This window comes from Microbulbifer litoralis, assembly GCF_023634065.1.
In the GTDB taxonomy this organism is placed as follows: domain Bacteria; phylum Pseudomonadota; class Gammaproteobacteria; order Pseudomonadales; family Cellvibrionaceae; genus Microbulbifer; species Microbulbifer litoralis.
The window spans coordinates 61,516-78,641 of sequence record NZ_JALKCV010000001.1; the positions used below are offsets into that span (position 1 = coordinate 61,516).

Annotated in this window: 15 protein-coding genes; 11 read left to right on the forward strand and 4 right to left on the reverse strand. The window is 61.7% G+C overall.

The genetic code is table 11. From position 1 onward, the window contains the following. Position 1 precedes the first annotated feature (1 nt). From MWN76_RS00200 to MWN76_RS00250, 11 genes are all read left to right on the forward strand, one after another. Positions 2–3,052, forward strand: a complete 3,051-nt coding sequence (locus MWN76_RS00200) for a beta-ketoacyl synthase N-terminal-like domain-containing protein (protein ID WP_250458424.1) — start codon at positions 2–4, stop codon at positions 3,050–3,052. Between the two features lie 5 nt (positions 3,053–3,057). Continuing rightward, entirely contained in the window at positions 3,058–3,729 is a 672-nt protein-coding gene (locus MWN76_RS00205) for an HAD-IB family hydrolase (protein ID WP_250458425.1), read from the forward strand. Next, on the forward strand, positions 3,726–5,387 hold the full coding sequence (locus MWN76_RS00210; RefSeq protein ID WP_250458427.1) for an FAD-dependent monooxygenase: 1,662 nt from the start codon (positions 3,726–3,728) through the stop codon (positions 5,385–5,387). Before MWN76_RS00205 ends, MWN76_RS00210 begins: the two co-directional genes overlap by 4 nt. After that, entirely contained in the window at positions 5,371–7,722 is a 2,352-nt protein-coding gene (locus MWN76_RS00215) for an efflux RND transporter permease subunit (protein ID WP_250458428.1), read from the forward strand. Before MWN76_RS00210 ends, MWN76_RS00215 begins: the two co-directional genes overlap by 17 nt. Positions 7,723–7,749: 27 nt before the next feature. Continuing rightward, entirely contained in the window at positions 7,750–8,622 is an 873-nt protein-coding gene (locus MWN76_RS00220; protein ID WP_250458430.1) for an outer membrane lipoprotein-sorting protein, read from the forward strand. Positions 8,623–8,680: 58 nt separating this feature from the next. Further along, positions 8,681–10,003: a hypothetical protein gene (locus tag MWN76_RS00225; protein ID WP_250458431.1), complete on the forward strand. Its 1,323-nt coding sequence runs from the start codon at positions 8,681–8,683 to the stop codon at positions 10,001–10,003. 9 nt (positions 10,004–10,012) lie between these two features. Further along, on the forward strand, positions 10,013–10,768 hold the full coding sequence (locus tag MWN76_RS00230; RefSeq protein WP_250458432.1) for a thioesterase II family protein: 756 nt from the start codon (positions 10,013–10,015) through the stop codon (positions 10,766–10,768). Between the two features lie 58 nt (positions 10,769–10,826). Then, on the forward strand, positions 10,827–11,267 hold the full coding sequence (locus tag MWN76_RS00235) for a hypothetical protein (protein ID WP_250458433.1): 441 nt from the start codon (positions 10,827–10,829) through the stop codon (positions 11,265–11,267). 89 nt (positions 11,268–11,356) lie between these two features. Further along, positions 11,357–12,403: an NAD-dependent epimerase/dehydratase family protein gene (locus tag MWN76_RS00240; RefSeq protein ID WP_250458434.1), complete on the forward strand. Its 1,047-nt coding sequence runs from the start codon at positions 11,357–11,359 to the stop codon at positions 12,401–12,403. An 18-nt stretch (positions 12,404–12,421) separates the two neighbouring features. Continuing rightward, on the forward strand, positions 12,422–12,613 hold the full coding sequence (locus MWN76_RS00245; protein ID WP_250458435.1) for a helix-turn-helix transcriptional regulator: 192 nt from the start codon (positions 12,422–12,424) through the stop codon (positions 12,611–12,613). Between the two features lie 40 nt (positions 12,614–12,653). Next, positions 12,654–13,355: a response regulator transcription factor gene (locus MWN76_RS00250; RefSeq protein ID WP_250458436.1), complete on the forward strand. Its 702-nt coding sequence runs from the start codon at positions 12,654–12,656 to the stop codon at positions 13,353–13,355. Between the two features lie 83 nt (positions 13,356–13,438). On the opposite strand, the gene MWN76_RS00255 is transcribed toward MWN76_RS00250, so the two are convergent. The 4 genes from MWN76_RS00255 to MWN76_RS00270 form a co-directional block, all read right to left on the reverse strand. After that, positions 13,439–13,831 (reverse strand): DoxX family protein, encoded by a 393-nt coding sequence (locus MWN76_RS00255; protein WP_250458437.1) that lies wholly within the window; start codon positions 13,829–13,831, stop codon positions 13,439–13,441. 258 nt (positions 13,832–14,089) lie between these two features. Further along, positions 14,090–15,577 (reverse strand): flavodoxin domain-containing protein, encoded by a 1,488-nt coding sequence (locus MWN76_RS00260; RefSeq protein WP_250458438.1) that lies wholly within the window; start codon positions 15,575–15,577, stop codon positions 14,090–14,092. A gap of 15 nt (positions 15,578–15,592) precedes the next feature. Continuing rightward, positions 15,593–16,426 carry a DUF4198 domain-containing protein gene (locus tag MWN76_RS00265; protein WP_250458440.1) on the reverse strand — a complete coding sequence of 278 codons (834 nt, stop codon included), beginning with the start codon at positions 16,424–16,426 and terminating at the stop codon, positions 15,593–15,595. Positions 16,427–16,542: 116 nt separating this feature from the next. Continuing rightward, on the reverse strand, positions 16,543–17,076 hold the full coding sequence (locus tag MWN76_RS00270) for a DUF2271 domain-containing protein (protein ID WP_250458442.1): 534 nt from the start codon (positions 17,074–17,076) through the stop codon (positions 16,543–16,545). Positions 17,077–17,126: the final 50 nt, after the last annotated feature.

Here is a 17,126-nt window from a genome sequence, read left to right on the forward strand (position 1 = left end):
GATGGACGCGACACTGACGCCCGAACAGGAGGGCCGCATCGCCATCGTCGGTATGGCCGGGCGCATGCCCGGCAGAGACAGCCTGGAGGACTTCTGGCACGCCCTGCTCGAGGGGCGCTCCCTGCTGACCCGGCTCAGCGACGAACAGCTGGATGCCGCCGGTGTCAGCGCGGCCCTCAGGTCGGAACCGGGCTATGTGCCCGTCGCCAGCGGCATGGCCGACAGCGACTGCTTCGATCACGGCTTCTTCGGCTACGGCCATCGCGAGGCCAGTATCATCGATCCGCAGCAGCGGATACTGCTGGAGCTGTGTCACTCGGCCTTCGAGGATGCCGGCTACCGGCCCGAATCCGCCGGGGGCAAAGTCGGCGTCTACCTGGGCACCGGCTACTGCAATTACCTGGTCAACAACCTGCGCGGGCAGATAGACCCGGACGACCAGCTCTCCGGCCTGCAGATACTGCTCGGCAACGACAAGGAGTACGCCGCCACCCGGGTTTCCTACAAACTCAATCTCACCGGCCCCAGCGTGGCCGTCAACAGCGCCTGCTCCACCTCGCTGGTGGCGGTGCACCAGGCCTGTCGGGCGCTGCAGAATTACGAGTGCGACATGGCACTGGGCGGCGCGGCCAAGATCAATATCCCGGCGCTGACCGGCTATCTGGCCCAGGAGGGCGGCATCAGTTCCCGCGACGGCCGCTGCTGCCCCTACGATGCCGACGGCAGCGGCCCGGTATTCGGCAGTGGCGCCGGCGTGGTCCTACTCAAACGGGTCGAGGACGCGGTGGCCGACGGCGATCATATCTACGCCCTGATTCGCGGCAGTGCCGTCAACAACGACGGCGCCGGCAAAGTCAGTTTCTCCGCCCCCAGCACCGACGGCCAGATCGACGCGCTGGCCGAGGCGCTGGCGGATGCCGGCGTGTCGGCGACACAGATCGGTTATGTCGAGGGCCACGGCACCTCGACCCCGCTCGGCGATCCCATCGAGGTGGCCGCACTGACCGAACTCTACCAGTCGGATGGCGCCGCCCCGCAGAGCTGTTACCTGGGATCGGTCAAGGCCAATATCGGCCACCTGGAAGCGGCCGCCGGCATGGCGGGCCTGTTCAAGGCCACCTACGCCCTGCGCGAGGGACGCATTCCACCGCTGGTCAATTTCCGGCGCCCCAACCCGAATATCCCGCTGCAACAGACACCGTTCCGGATTAACCGCGAAGCGGTCGACTGGCCGGGCGAACGGCAGCGGCGGATTGCCGGCGTCAGCTCCTTCGGCATCGGCGGCACCAACGCGCACCTGGTGTTGGAACATTACCGCGAGCCGGAAGCGGCCCGCGGCGAGCAAGCCGCCATTTTCCCGCTGCTGCTGCCGCTGTCCGCCGCCAGTGATGCGCAATTGCGACAGCTGACCGCCGCCTGGCACAAAAGGCTGCCGGACCTGAGCGGGCACCTCGCGAACGCCGCCATCACCGCCGCCGCAGGGCGGCGTCACCACCCGGTGCGCGGCGCCTGGTGGCTGGGCGAAGACAGCGGGCTCACCCCCTGCGACCGGGGCGAAGCGGCTTCAACCCTGGGACTGTTTGGCAGCGCGTGGCAGGTCTCGAGCGAATCCCCGGGGCTGTTGCAACAGTGTCTCTGGCAGCGACAGCAATCGCTGCGGGCGCGGCTGCACGAGCGCCGCGCGGCGCTCGACCTCGACGGCGATGTATCCGTCGGCGGCAATACACTGGCCCTGCTCAGCTTTGCCGAGTGGCTGCGGGACGCCGGCCTGCCGCTGGCGACCATCGCCTGCGACAACCACAACCTGGCTATCGCCGCCCGTGCCCAGGGCGCACTGCGGCTCGACCAGTGCCTCGACCTGTTGCTGCACCAGGCCGCCGGAAACGCGCCCGCGCCCGACAATCCGATCCCCCTGCCGATAGTCATCGACTGCCACAGCGGCGGGCATGTCAGCCGCCTGGAATACCTCGATGCCGACAGCTGGCCCGCGCCATCGGACAGCCCCGCGACACCGCCACCGGGACTGGATATCCGCACCGACGGCGACCCGCGCGACATGGAACAGGCCTGTTGGGGAAGCCTGGCGCGCGCCTACTGTGCGGGTATCGATATCGACTGGCCGGCGGTTTACCGGCACCTGCCGTATCGCAAACAGCCCGTCCCCACCTACCCGTTTGCGCGCACCCGCTGCTGGATCGACACCGACGAGCGAACACCGGTGGCAACGCGGCCGGCAACTTCCGTCTCCCGCGACGAACTGCTGGCCCACATCGCCGATTTCGCGCACCGCCCCGCCGCGGAAATCCGGCCGCAGATGCAATTCCAGCGCGACCTGCAGATGGAATCGATGATGCTGGCCGAATTCAATGCCTCACTGAAAAAGCGCTTTGGCGCCGCGGCCGGGGTGCCACTCAGTTTCTACTTCAGCGGCGGCAGTGTCGGTGAGCTTATCGAGAAAGTGCAGCACGCCGACGCGGGCAGCGGCGCACCGGCACCCATCACTGACGTCGATAAAGAAGAGGCCGAATTCATCGCCGCCGCGCGAAACTGGGAGACGAGTTCACAGTTCCCCGCGCTGCAGCGGCTGGACCGGCACTGGGTTCACAAGCGCGAAGAGCGCAATGTCCTGGTGGCCCGCATCGATCGCCTGGGTGCACAGCGGTTTATTGCCGAAATCACCCAGGACAGCGAGCACCCCTATCACTACGAACACGCGCAGGACCATGTGCCGGGACTCTATTTAGTGGAAGCGGCCCGGCAGGCCGCCACCGCGATAGTGCACCGCCACTTCGACGTGCCCCTGGGACATAAATTCATCCTCAACGACATGAACTGCAGCTTCGGCCGCTTTGCCGAACTGAACAAAGCCGTATTCGCCGGCCTGGAATTTTCCCGGTGCCAATACACGGAAGGCGTGCTGGAACGCGCCGCGGCGTCGGTTCAGTTTATCCAGGCCGGACAGGTAATCGGCACCCTGCAGTCGCAGGCGGTGATCTTTGCGGCTTCCACTTACGACGACCTGCGCGACGGCCAGGCCATTATTGCGGGATAACCACCATGACAGAGACCGGTAAACCGGTGGTGGCGGTGTACGATTTCGACGGCACCATCACCGACCGCCACACCTTCTGGCGCTTCCTCCGCCTGTTGAGCGGACCCTGGAAATTCTGGTTCACGACCGTGACCATGATTCCCTGGATCATCGGCATCTACTACCGCAACCAACCGGTGATGTCGGCGCGGGAAGTGTTGATACGCCGCCTGCTGAAAGGCATCGATGAACAGCGCTTTCTCGCCCTGAGCCGACGGTTTGCACTGGAACAGATCCCCGACTGGGTACGGGCCGACGCCCTGCGCTCCTTCGAGGAGCACCAGTCGCGGGGCCACCGCCTGCTGCTGGTCAGCAACAGCGCCGCCAGCTACCTGCGCCCCTGGGCCGCCAGCGTCGGTATCGATACCGTTTTCGGTTCCGAATTCGAAGTCGACGGGCGCGGCCGCCTGACCGGCGAACTGCTCGGCACCCACTGCCAGGGACCGGAAAAGCTTCGCTGCCTGGAATTCCAACTGGGCGATCTCGACCGCTACGAACTGCACGTGTACGGCGACAGCGAGGGCGACCTGGCCATGCTCGATGCCGCCGACTTCGCCTACTACCTCACCTTCGATCCACTGCACCGCAACGACCAGCGGAGCCCGGCCCCATTGCAACAACAAGGTGCTGCCCTATGACCATAGCAATTGTCGGCGCGGGTCCGGTGGGCCTGACCCTGGCCTGCCTGTTGCGCCAGCAGGGCATCGATGTCGATGTCTACGAGCGCGAAATCCGCAAGGCGAAAATATCCAAGGCCTTTGCCCTGCACGCCAGAACCCTGGAGCTGTTCCGCCAGATCGGGATCAGTGATGCCGTGGTGGCACAGGGTCGCGCTATCCGCCGGATGAACCTCTACTCCGGGCAACAGCGTCTGGGGACACTGGATTTCAGGCACCTGGACAACGCCTTCCCCTACTTTGTCAGCCTGCCCCAATACCAGTTGGAGGAAATTCTCCGCGGACGCCTGCAGGAACTGGGCGGCCAGGTCCACTGGGGCGAGCAGCTGAACCTGCTGGCCCAGGATGACGACGGGGTTACCCTGAGCCTGGGTTCCGGTCTCCGCTCGCGACACGAATACGCGATCGGCTGTGACGGCGCCCACAGCCGCGTTCGCAAACTGTTGCAGGTCGGTTTCGGTGGCGACACCTACGACAGTGAATTCCTGGTAGTCGACGCGCGTCTGCACTGGTCCGGCAACAACTACGAGGCCCATACGTTCCTGTCGCGCCGCGGCTACCTGATGGTGATGCCATTTGCCGGGCGCCGACACCGGGTGGTCACCGACGTGCAAACCGGACAGTTCGAGCGGCCGCCGACACTCGACCAGGTGCACGACCTGCTGGCACACAAGGGCTTCACCGATGTAAGACTGTCGGAACCGGACTGGATCAGCACCACCCGCTACCACCGGCGCCTGGCCGACCGCTTCCGGCACGGCCGGATCTTCCTCGCCGGCGACGCCTGCCATATTCACAGCCCCATCGGTGGCCAGGGCCTGAATACCGGCCTGCAGGACGCCTTCAACCTGGGCTGGAAGCTGGCCATGGTTTACAGGGGGTGGGCATCCGCCGACCTGTTGGACAGCTACGAAACCGAACGCCGGCAAGTCGCCGAGCAGGTGCTGGCCAGCACCGATGCCATGACCCGCCGCTTTGCCAGCAACAACCCGATCAAGACCGGCCTGTCGCGCCTGCTGATGCCACTGCTGTTCCCCTCGCCACGCCTGCAGAAAAAACTCTCCCTCAATGCCTCGGGGCTGGCGGTGCACTATCGCGACTGCGGCCCGGCCTGGCGACGCGACGCCGGCCGGCCAGCGCTTGCGGGCTGCAGACTGCCCGATCTGCCATTGCTAGACAGCGCCGGCGACAAGCTGCGCCTGCATCAGCAGCTGTCCGCTTCGGGCTACTGCCTGCTGCACTTCACTGACGGCCAACCGGATACCGAACTGCAGTCAGCACTGGGCAGCTGCGTGTCCAGTTACCCGGCGGTCGCGGCCTCGATGGAGATAGCCTTCGACCAGGAACGCGCGCCCTCACCGCAGGGGCCTACCGCGCGCTACTTTGCACAACGACCGCGCGATTGGCGCGGTAGCGCCGGCCTCGTCGCCCTGGTGAGGCCCGATGGCTACGTGGACGCCAGCTACAAGGAAACCGAACTCCCATTACTGCAGAGCGATCTGTCAGCGCGGTTACTGCCGGGTATCCCCCAGGCTCAAACCGGCAAACGGGCCGCCCACTTCCCCCACCCACCAGAAAATGAATCTGCCAAGGAGATTGACGATGAAGTGGTACTTTAAAGCGATAATCGACTGGCCCCGCACCACGTTGCTGGGCCTGTTGATCGCAACGGTTTTGCTCGGCCTGGGGCTGCCCAAACTGGAAATCCGCAACAACTCGGATTCCGAGCTGCCGGAATCCGACCCGATCGTGGCGACCAAGGAACGTATCGACGAGATCTTCGGCGACAAAAGCGCCATCCTGATCGGTATAGAAACCGACAACATCTACAACACCGACACCCTGCAGAAGGTTGCCGACCTGTCGCTTGAACTGGAAAAAGTCGACTATGTGATTCCCAATGAAATCACCAGCCTGTCGACCGTCAACAATGTCGTGGGCACTGACGAAGGCCTTGCCATCGGCACACTGATGAAAGAGGTTCCGGCCACCCCGGAAGAGATTGCAGCGCTGCAACGCAAAGTCGATGGCAACGACATGATTCGCGGCGCGCTGGTATCCGACGATCACCGTTTCACCGCCATTGTCGCCAACCTGAAAGATGGCGCCGACCAGGCGACCGTGTATCGCCAGGTCTACGACCTGATCCGCAAGTACGAGGGCCCGGAAACCCTGTACGCCTCCGGCGAGAAAATCTTCTCAGAGGAGATCGATTCCGGCGTGCAGGCAGACTCAAACCTGCTGACGCCACTGTCGCTGCTGATGATCATGGCCGTGCTGTATTTCTTCCTGCGTTCGCCGCGGGGGGTGGCGCTGCCCTGGCTCTCGATCGTAATCAGCATCGTCTGGACACTGGGTTTCATGGGGCATATCGGCCTGAAACAGAGTGTGGTTTCGTCAATGCTGCCCGCACTGCTGGTCATCATCGGCAGCTCTTTCAGTATCCACATCATGCTGCATTACTATGCGGCCACGCGCGACAACGGCAGTCTCTCGCCGAAACAGGCCGCTTTCTCAGCGGTCGAGCACCTGGGCAGGCCATTGTTCCTCGCCGGCATTACCAGTTCCCTCGGCGCCATGAGCCTGGTGGTGTTCAATGTACTCTCCATCCGCGAGTTCGGCATCATATTCTCTGTGGCTATCCTGTTTTCACTGTTCCTGTGCGCCACGGTGATCCCGTCCCTACTTGCCATGCTGAAGATCCAGGTGCGCGACACCGACAACCTGCGCGGCACCCGCTGGCTCACCGGCGTACTGCAGCGGATGACCTGGTTGAGCCTGAATCGTCCCCTCCTGGTACTGACCGCCTTCGCCCTGGTCGCCACCCTGTCGGTCTTCGGTATCCAGCGCATTGAAACCGGTCTCGATGTCGCCAGCATTTTTCCAGACGGCCATCGCGGCAAGGTTTCGCTGGACAAGTTCGGCGATAACCTGGGCGGCGTGCGTGTGCTCAGCGTCATGGTGGAGGCCCCCGAATCCGGCGGCATCAAATCCCCGGAGTACCTGCGAAAAATCGCCGAATTCGAGGCGTTCATGAAAGAGCAGCCGGGCGTGGGCCACGCCACTTCCTTCTCCGATGTGGTGATGCAGGTGGCCAAGTCCCTGAATCCGGAATGGGGTGGCGTCGGCAGGATCCCCGACACCCGGAATGAGATCGCACAGTACCTGTTCCTGTACGACATCTCCGGCACACCGGGCGACTTCGCCAACCTGGTTGACTACGACTACCGGCGCGCCCGTATCCAGGTCACGCTGAACACATCCGACCCGGATGACCACGCCCGTCTCTACCGGCAGGCACGGGATTTCTGGAGTGCAAACCTGCCGCAGGGTGCCAACGTCGAGTTCGGTGGCGACACGCTGTTCTGGATCGCGCAATCGGAATATGTGGTGAAGGGCAAGGTTCTCAATATCATCCTGTCGGTCTGCATCATCATTTTCTTCGTCTCCCTGATCTACCGCGCAATCAGTGCCGGCTTTATCGCCGTTCTTCCCGTGGTCATGGGCGGCCTGGTCACCTTCGGGGTCATGGGCTTCGCCGGTATCCGCCTGGACATCGCCGCGGCGTGTATTTCCGGGGTCATGGCGGGGATCGGCATTGACTTTTCCCTGCACTACCTCGACCGACTGCGGGTCCACAGGCGGGAAAATAACAGCGACATCCCCGAGGCCTGCCACAAGACACAGATGCTCGTCGGCCGCTCGATCATTTACGACGCCATTACCAATGCGGTGGGCTTCTTTGTCGTAACCGCTTCCGGTTTTGTGGTGGTCAAGAACTTCGGCTACCTGCTCGCCATTTCGATGATGGCCACCTCGATCAGCGTTGTCTTGCTGGTGCCGGTCCTGTTACTGCTGACAAAACCACGCTTCGCATCGCGCGGTACTGCCGGCGAAACGACGGAACCGGGAATCGCTCCCGAAAGAACAGAAACGGCAATGGCCCCCCAATAATCTACCCACTTTATCCCAGGAGGATTTATGAAAAGCCGTATTGGTATTCTCTCTTTGCTACTCGGCGCCTGCTCACAGGCGATGGCAATCGGCATCGAACTATCAGACATGACAGAAGCGGAGAAGGAAGCCCTGTCACCGCGAGAGGTCATGCTCGCCAACGAGGCGTCCCGGAAAAGCATCACCGAACAGTCCAACATGAAGATGACACTGACCAACGCCCGGGGCGACAAGCGGGTACGCGATGTGCTGATGTTGATCGACGACAGCAACCAGCTGGCCCGCAAAACCTACCTGGAGTTCAGCTCCCCCCGGGACGTAAAAGATGTACGAATCCTGACCCTGGAGAAGGAGGAGATCACCGAAGACGACGACCGCTGGCTCTACCTGCCCGCCCTGAAACGGGTACGCCGGATATCGGCCTCCAACAAGAGCGAGAGTTTCATGGGTACCGACTTCAGTTACGAGGACTTCGAGATCGCCGACGGCGTGGTCGGCTCCAAGAACCATGAATATACCCTCCTGCGCGAGGAGACCATCGAGGATGCGCTGGGCGTGGAAAAGCATTGCTGGGTGATCGAAGCCATTCCGGTTACCGAGCACCAGATTCGCGAGAGTGAAAACAGCAAGCGGATCATCTGGGTTGACCAGGAGCACTTTGCGGCGATCCAGGAGCACTATTTCAACAAGAACGGCGAACTCTTCAAGATCCGGACGTCATCGGACGTCAGGCCCTACCCCGCGGAGGGCGGTAAAACAGTGTGGCGCCCGATGCGCATCGAGATGACGACCCAGGCCACGGGACACAAGACCACCGTGTTGCTCAACGATTTCAAGGTCGATGAAGGGATACCCGAAAACGTCTTCACCCGCAGCTATGTTGCCAACCAGCAACTTTAACCACCAATCCAGCCAGCCCCTGCCATTCGGGCAGGGGCTGGCCAAACAGTGGGAAACCATGAAAAAAATCCCCATTCTTTCAGCAGTTACGCTTTTATCCAGCGCCACAATCTGCAACGCCGACGCACTGGAGCTTGAAGACTTCGGTGGCCGGGTACGCGTCGAGCACAGCAGCCAGACCCACAACGACTACGACCGGTCCCTGATCAGGCTGCAACCGGAGTGGGAGCTGAGCTACGGTGACAGCACCGAAATCGTGTTCAAGCCGAGAGTCCTGCTCTCGCCCGGACAGTTTGACGCCGCCTACAACGACCAGGTCGAACGCTCCGAAGCATCCGAAATACATCGCTACAACGACTATGTCAGCGCCGATCCGTTTGAACTGCACCTGCAGACCCGCGTCGGCGACGGCTACATGACGCTGGGCAAGCAGCAGGTCTTCTGGGGGGCGGCCGACGGGTTGCGGGTAATGGACCTCGTCAACCCGGTGGATTTTCGCGATTTCATCATGGCCGAGCCAATCGACTCGCGTATTCCACTGTGGATGGCCAACTATCAACGCCGCACCGACTGGGGACAGCTGCAGCTACTGTGGATCCCCGACAATACCTACAGCGACTATGTCGCAGATCCCGATGGCTATTTTCTCACATCCCCCAAGATCATTGCCTCACCACCGCCGTCGACCACCGCCATCAGCGTAGAGCCACTGCAACGACCGGATGGCGACTGGGTGGAAGACGCCGATTACGGTGCAAAGATCAGTAGAGTCGTCGATAACTGGGACCTGTCGTTCAACTATCTCTACCACTACAACGACGAACAGGTCGTCCGGCGCCGCTGGGTCGGCGATGAAGGACTGGTAAGCTTCCAACCCTCCTACGAACGCACCCATACGTTGGGAGGCAGCTTTTCCGCTGCCTCCGGACAATTTGTCTATCGCGGCGAATATGCTTTTGACAGCCATCGCTACATTCTCAGCGAAGATATCCAACAGAACCAGGGAATCGAGCGGCGCCAGGACTTCAGTTATGTACTCGGCATCGACTGGTATGGCTGGACCGATCACTTCGTCAGCGCCCAGCTGTTCCAGAGCGTGATCAGCGGAAACGACGAAGGGCTGGTGCGTGACAAAGTGGATTCCACCCTGACCCTCAACTTCAGTCGCGACTTTACCAACCAGATCTGGCGCATTGAAGGACTATTCCTGTACAGTCTGAACGATCGCGACTCCGCCTTTCGCGGGCGGGTCATGTACGATTTTGACGACCGGCTTTCAGCCTATCTCCAGTACGAAAATTACGCCGGTAACAGCAAGGGGGTCTTCGGCCAGTTTGAAGAGAAGGACCGGCTGATGCTCTATTTCGATTATTTTTTTTAAAGGCAAATCATGCAACTGTTCTGTTTGCCCTATGCCGGCGGCGGTGCCACCGGCTTTCACTCACTGCGCGAGCATGTCGCCGGGGAGATTGAACTCCATGTCCTGTCACTGCCGGGTCGCGAGCAGCGTTTCAGTGAACCGCCGATCGATCGGCTGATGCCCATGCTCGACTGCCTGCAGGCACAATTGCAACAGTCGGTAACCGGGCCCTATGCGCTCTACGGCCACAGCATGGGAGCGCTGCTGGCTTTCGAGCTGGCACACCGACAGATGGCGGGGGCCGGACCGCGACCACAGCACCTGTTCGTCGCCGCGCGGGGTGCTCCAGCCCTCGATGGAGAATACGAGCGCTACAGCCATCTGCCGGATCGGGAGTTTCTCGAACGCATCGGCCGATTTGGCGGCCTGCACCCCGCCATCTTCGATACACCGGAGCTGCTGCAATTGGTATTGCCGATACTCCGCGCCGATTTTCGGCTACTGGACAGATACCAGTACCTGCCCCGTCCGCCGCTGCAGATTCCGATAACCAGCCTGCATGGCGCTGATGATCCGGGAGTGCGGGAGGACTGGGTGCGGGCCTGGCAAAGCGAAACCAGCACCGACTATCGCCACCACCGGCTCCGCGGCGGTCACTTCTTCCTGGCGGAAGCCGCCGCGGAGTTATCCGCCGTAATCGGGGACACGCTGAAAAACCGGCCGCAACAGTACCGGGAACAACAACCGGCAGCTCTGCCGGATGAGGCGTCAATCTCATCATATTGACTGTAAAGCACACTTGACATGCGGTAAGCCGCTCCATAGCATGTAAAGACTGCTTTACATGCCGCGGCAACGATACGAAGAGGTGGAGCACTCCATGTCGAAAGAAGATGAAGATGTAGTCAGGCTGAGCCCGGCCTACCTGGCCCGGATACTGATCGGCCTGATTCTGTTGGCTGCGGGAATAGCGGCTTCATTCGCACCGCTCTACCTGCAGGCAGAGGTCAGTCGCTGGCTGATTATCGGGGGCCTGTTGCTGGCCGCCGCAGGGCTGGTATTCCTGGTGCACTTCTTTTACCGCCGTTGCGACGAATTTCACCAGAGCCTCCATCGGCAGGCATGCGCCATTGCGCTGCCGGTCCTGCTCTCGCTTTTCGCCATGATCGGCGTCTTGCAGGTGAACAGGCTGCTGCCGGCTTTCAACAGTTTCTGGGCGATGCTGCTGGTCCTCGCAGTATGGGCGATCAGCCTGTCGCTGAGTGACAGGCGCTACCGGCCCTGACAACCAAAGCCCAATCGTGAACTGGGCCCGCAGGCAGGGATTGGCCCCGGGGATAAATCAAAATTGCGATGTTAGATGAGGGAACAACAATGAGTGAACGAGTACTGGTCACCGGAGCCAGCGGTTACCTGGCGTCATGGGTCGTCGAATACCTGCTCCGCGAGGGGCTGGAGGTGCACGGTACGGTGCGAAACCTGCACGACCGGGACAAGATCGAACACCTGCTTGAACTTGCGGCGGAGTACCCGCAAAAGCTGAAACTGTTCGAAGCCGACCTGCTCGTTCCCAAGAGCTTTGACCCCGCGATGGAGGGCTGCTCCCTGGTAATCCATACCGCCTCTCCCTATCTGTTTGAGGAGGCCAAATTCCCCGAAGAACAGTTGCTGCGGCCGGCCCTGGAGGGAACCCAGAATGTAATCGACAGTGTCGAGAGAACACCGTCGGTAAGGCGGGTGGTCCTGACCAGCAGTGTCGTGGCCCTGTACGACAACGCTCGCGAAGTCAACGAGGCAGGGGCGTCACTGGTAAAACCGGACGATATCAACCGCAGTTCCAGCCTCGCCAGCAACCCCTACGCCTACGCCAAAACCCAGGCTGAACAATGGGCCTGGCAACAGCAGGAAAAACAACAGCGCTGGAGCCTGGTCACCATCCATCCGGGCGCCATTTTCGGCCCGTCACTATCGCGACGCGTAGACAGCACCAGCATCAATATGATGCGGCAGTTCATCAACGGCTCTTTCCGCAAGGGCGTACCGCGGCTGTGGCTCGGCCTGGTCGACGTAAGGGATGTTGCAGAGGCGCATATAAAAGCCGCCCTGGACGGCGAGGACCAGGCCCGCTACATCGTGGTCTCGGAGAGCCTGCGCCTGCTGGATATCGCGCGCCTGATCGATGCAGAGCGCTTCAATATCAGCGACAAACTTCCGACCAACGAGGCACCCAAATGGCTGCTCTGGTTTATTGCGCCACTGATTGGGATGCGCCGCAGTTACATTTCAAACAATGTCAACTTCCCGTTGGAATTTGACGACGAAACCAGCCGCAAAAAGCTGAAACTTGAGTACTTCGAACCGGCCAAAACCCTCAATGACCATGTAGAGCAACTGTTTTCCGACAATCTCGCCAACTGCTAGTGGGCACTGAGGCGCACCATGAAGAACCGGTTAAAGGCATACCGCCAGAAGCAACAACTCACCCAACAACAGATGGCAGATGTCCTGGAAGTAAGCCGCCAGACAGTAATCTCCATCGAATCGGGAAAGTACGACCCCAGCCTGCCGCTGGCGTTCAGGATCGCCCGGTATTTTGGCGCAAGGATAGAGGATATTTTTATTCCCTCGTAAGCATGCGTACCCTGTAAAAGTATTAAGGAAGATACATCAGATGGCTACCAACTGTTTAATTTTCGACGAGAACTATATATCCCTCCTGGGTATCAGTTCCATGGTTGAGGAGAGCTTCCCCGATTGGCGCCTCTACCGGAGGAAAAGTCTATGCGATGCACAGAAGTTCCTTCGCGATGATCTTGCCCCGAAAGTCAACCTGGTGATAATCGGTTTAAGCAGTGACAGAGATGTCCAGTCGATAGCCGATTTCATCCAGCTGGCAAAGAGGCGCTCGCTGCGCACCCTGGTCATATCCAATTTGCCTGACAGGCTGGTGGCCGACCGTCTCGGTCGCTGCGGCAACAACGGCTACATACTGAAAGATGACAGCGTCAGCAATATCAACCGGGCGATAACGCTGGTTGCATCCGGGGAGTGCGATATATGCTCCAGCTTCCAGGAAGGAGTGTTTCCCTTTGGCTCCCAGAGCGAAGCATCACGGGCCATTGCCAACATGACCCGGCGGCAGAAAGACGTCGTCGACCTGCTGCTGGCAGGCTATTCAAACAAACGGATAGCCAACTACCTGAAGTTGAGCCAGGGTACCATCAAGAATTATGTTTTCGACCTGATGCGTCTTCTCAATGTGACCTCGCGGCTGGAATTGGCCCTGACGGTAAGGGAGCACGGGTACCGCCCGAGCACGATGCCAATGGTTTCTCCCGGGCAACCGTCCCAGTATCTGGTAACGGCCTCTTGAAGAGCCGTTAAACGGCAATGAGTTCTCCGCAGCCATCACAATGCACCCCGCAAACGATCTGTAGATAGCAGGGCAGGCACCCTTCAGCGCCTGCCTCTCAGCTGATCGACACTCCAACTGCCGCCGCCGGCGACGAACAGGTACAGGAACACAAAGCAGAAAAGCACTGCTGACTCGCCGCCATTCGTCAGGGGCCAGAACGATTGGGGCGCGTGCGCTATAAAGTAGGCGAACGCCATCAGGCCCGACAGCACAAATGCGGTGGGGCGGGTGAAGAGTCCGATCAGCATCAGGAAACCGCCGAACAACTCCAGTATGCCGGCCACGCCGGAGAGTGAAAACAGCTCGAATGGGTGACGCTGCGGTGCCGGAAAACCCAGTATTTTCTGCGCGCCGTGCTGCATGAACAGGAAAGCCGTCACGATGCGCAACAGGCTCAGCACCCGGGGCTGCCAGCGGTTTAGCAGATCTTTCATGGCCGTCTCCATATTGTCGGTCGGGAGGGAAATCGCATCCCTGTGAAACTCCTGTGAAACTATAGCAACTTCTGTCTATTCCGCAGACGGTACCGGCTCCAACGTTCCCGTTCAGTCTCTCCCTTCGATCATCCGCTCCGGCTTCCAGTGCCGGCCGGGCAGCGCGGCAAACTCCGGAGCCGGATACCCGCCTGATAGGAGTTCGAGCTCTCGGTGGACGCGGCGCCGGATACCTTTCTGGCGGTCCATGGCAGATAGTCAGTAGAGATCGCGCCGGTAGCGGCCTGCCTCGATCAGTTGCTCCACGGTATCGTCGCCGAGCAGGAACTGCAGCACTTCGTGCACGCCCTCGCCCATGCCGGCCATGCTGCCGCAGACGTAGATATCCGCCCCGCGGGACAGGAAAGAACGCACTTCGTCGGCATTGGACGTGAGAATATGCTGCACATAGCGTGCATCATCGGTGCCGCGGGAGAAGGCCCGATCGCAGCGGGCAATGATCCCCGCCTCTTTCCAGGCTGCAATTTCATCGACCAGCTGGCAGTCCGATTCCGGGCTGCGCTCACCGATAATCAGCCAGGCCCTGCCGGGGCTGCCGTGCAGGGCCCGCTCGGCGAGCTGCGCGCGCAGGCCCGCCAGGCCACTGCCGGCGCCGATCAACAGAAGCGGGCGACCGTGGTCCGGTGTCCGGCAACTGGCGTTGTTGCGAATACGACCGGCCACAAAGTCTCCGATAACGGCGTAGCGGGTAAGCCAGCCGGAACCGAGGCCGGGATTGCCCTGCTCGTCCAGCTGCTGGCGCACCAGCAACACCAGTCTGCCCTCCTCCGGGCACGACGCCACGGAATATTCCCGCTCCGGTAACAGCGGCCAGCCGGCAATATCATCGGCGGACAGCAGCACCCGGGCATCGTCCAGTCTGTCCGACAGCTGCCGTTCACCCAGCCAGTCCACCAGTGTCTGCGAGCGGCCGGCAACGGTTATCCGGGTGGTACCATCCAGGCCGTGCCGCACGAGCCACTGCTCCACCTGTTGCCGCGCCAGCCGCGGGCGCACCACGAAAATATCGCCGGCGCGCCAGAGGGGCAACGGCCCGCAGGCGCGCAGCACAATGCGGTAGAGCGGGTTGCCCGGACTGCCGGGGTTGAGCAATTGGCGATCCACCAGCTGCCAGTACTGGGCGCCCGGCTGCGCGCGGTCATCATCCCGGATCGATGGGACTGCCGGCATTCCATCCGCAATGCCACTGTCGATCCGTTCCAGCGGTTCCAGTGCCCGCGCGCCCATGGCCGCGAGGCCGTCGTGGACACGCTGGCCGAAAGCGCAGAAATTCGCATAGGCCCGATCGCCGAGTGCGACGACCGAGTAGGACAGGTGCGACAGATCCAGCGATTGTGAACCCGCCGAGCCCAGGTAGATGCGGGCAAAGCGGCGACCGTTGTCCGGCGGCTCGCCCTCACCGTAGGTGCTGACCACAAACAGCGCCCGGCGCGCGGACAGCAGTGTCTCGCGCGAGACGCCACTGAGCGGCAGCAGCTGCACTTCGCCATCCGCCCCGAGCAGCTCGGCCCGCTGCCGGGCCAGCGCTTCCGCGGTGCCGCCCTGGCTGGCATAGGCCACCAGCGCGGCGCCGTCCAGCGGCGCGGCCGGACGCGCGCGCCGCTGCCGCCAGTAAAGCCCGAAAACCCAGGCACACCAGGCGACGATCGCAACCACCGCCAGGGCGTTTCGCAGGAACTCCGTCACCGTGCTTTCCCCGACCTACAACGGCAGCACTTCGAAAGTCGCGGCGTACTGGCCGCGGCGTCTGGTGGCCGGCGCAGCGGCTTTATCATCCTCGTACTCGGCCTCCATAAAGTAGCGGCCAGCCGCCGGCCAGGTGACGCTGAACAGGCCTGCGCCGTCGGACTTCACAGTGATCTCTTCCTGGCTGTCGCGGTAGCGGCTGCCGCCGGGCACCAGCACCACCTCTGCATCCTGTGCCGGCTCACCGTCGATCAGCAGTTTGAACTGCGCGCTTTCCCCGGCGTAGAGATCGTTCGGATGGGTGACCGGTACCAGCTCCAGGCCGACACCGGTGGACGCGAAGACATCGTCGCTGGGCGCGCCGGCGGTGACGAAGGTCTCGATGCGACGGGAGCCGCGATACACGCGCAGATCTTTCGCATCCCGGGGTACGGCGGAATCGAATTCGGAATCGTCGGCGGTTTTACCGCGGCCCGGCCACATATGGCGCTTGCCGTCGGCATCGCGCCAGAAAGCCCGCAGGCCCGCGGAGGCGGTGCTCACTTTATAGGTACCTTCTTCCTTGAGCTGCAGGTCGAAGGTACTGCGGTATCTTCCCCTGCTGGCGTTTTCCAACGCCAGTGATTCACCACCCGGTCCCCGTACCTGCAGGCCATCGATTCGCAGTGCGACATGGTCCGGGAAGAAAATGGTATTGGAGACCGCGGCATCGAAAGTGACATAGGGGTCGTCGCCGGACAGCACGGTGGCACCGGGCAGGATCCAGGCGCGGTGCGCCTGGGCCTGCATGGCGGTACCGGCGGCGACCGCCGCGGTCAGCAGGACTTTTGCGGCTAGGCTTTTTTTCATCGGATCTCTCCTGGTTAAAGATAACGTTGGGGTGCGTCGTGGGCACCCTATCGGCCGGCTCCGTCCGGCCGGTGCGCACGGCGCACCCTACCCGGAACAAAAAACCGGGCAGTTTCTCAATCGGTCAGCGCGATACGGATATTGCCCAATTCGGACTCCCCCCGGCCGGTCAGCGGCAGCGCCGATTTATCCAGTGGCCAGGTCAGCGGGATATCCACCAGCTCGCGACCGCCGACCTCCCGTGCCGCCTCGACGCGCAGGCGGTAGTTGCCGGGTTCCAGTGCCGCGAGTTCTTCCCGGTCCAGTGCTACTTTCAACTTGTGCTCGCCGGGGCCGTAGGTGGCGGAGGTGATACCGTCAACCGGTACATCCATGGCGCGGCCGCCGCGTCGCCACCACTGCCGCAGGTCCTTGAGCCACTTCTCGCCTTCGTCGTTGCGCATCCCCAGGTCGTACCAGACCGCCAGTTGGGTGGCGTTGCGGGATTCGTCCTCCAGCCATACGGCCACATAGGGGTTATGGTACTCCGCCACCTTCAGGCGCGGGATTTCGATGCTGAGCTGCAGGCTCTGGGCCTGGGCCCAGCCACTGGCGAGCAGTGCCCCCAGCAGGGCAACGGCTTTGGATTTGCCGGATAATTTCTTGCGCATATTGCTAGCTCCCTATCAATGAATACTCTCAGTGGATGCCCTCTATGGAG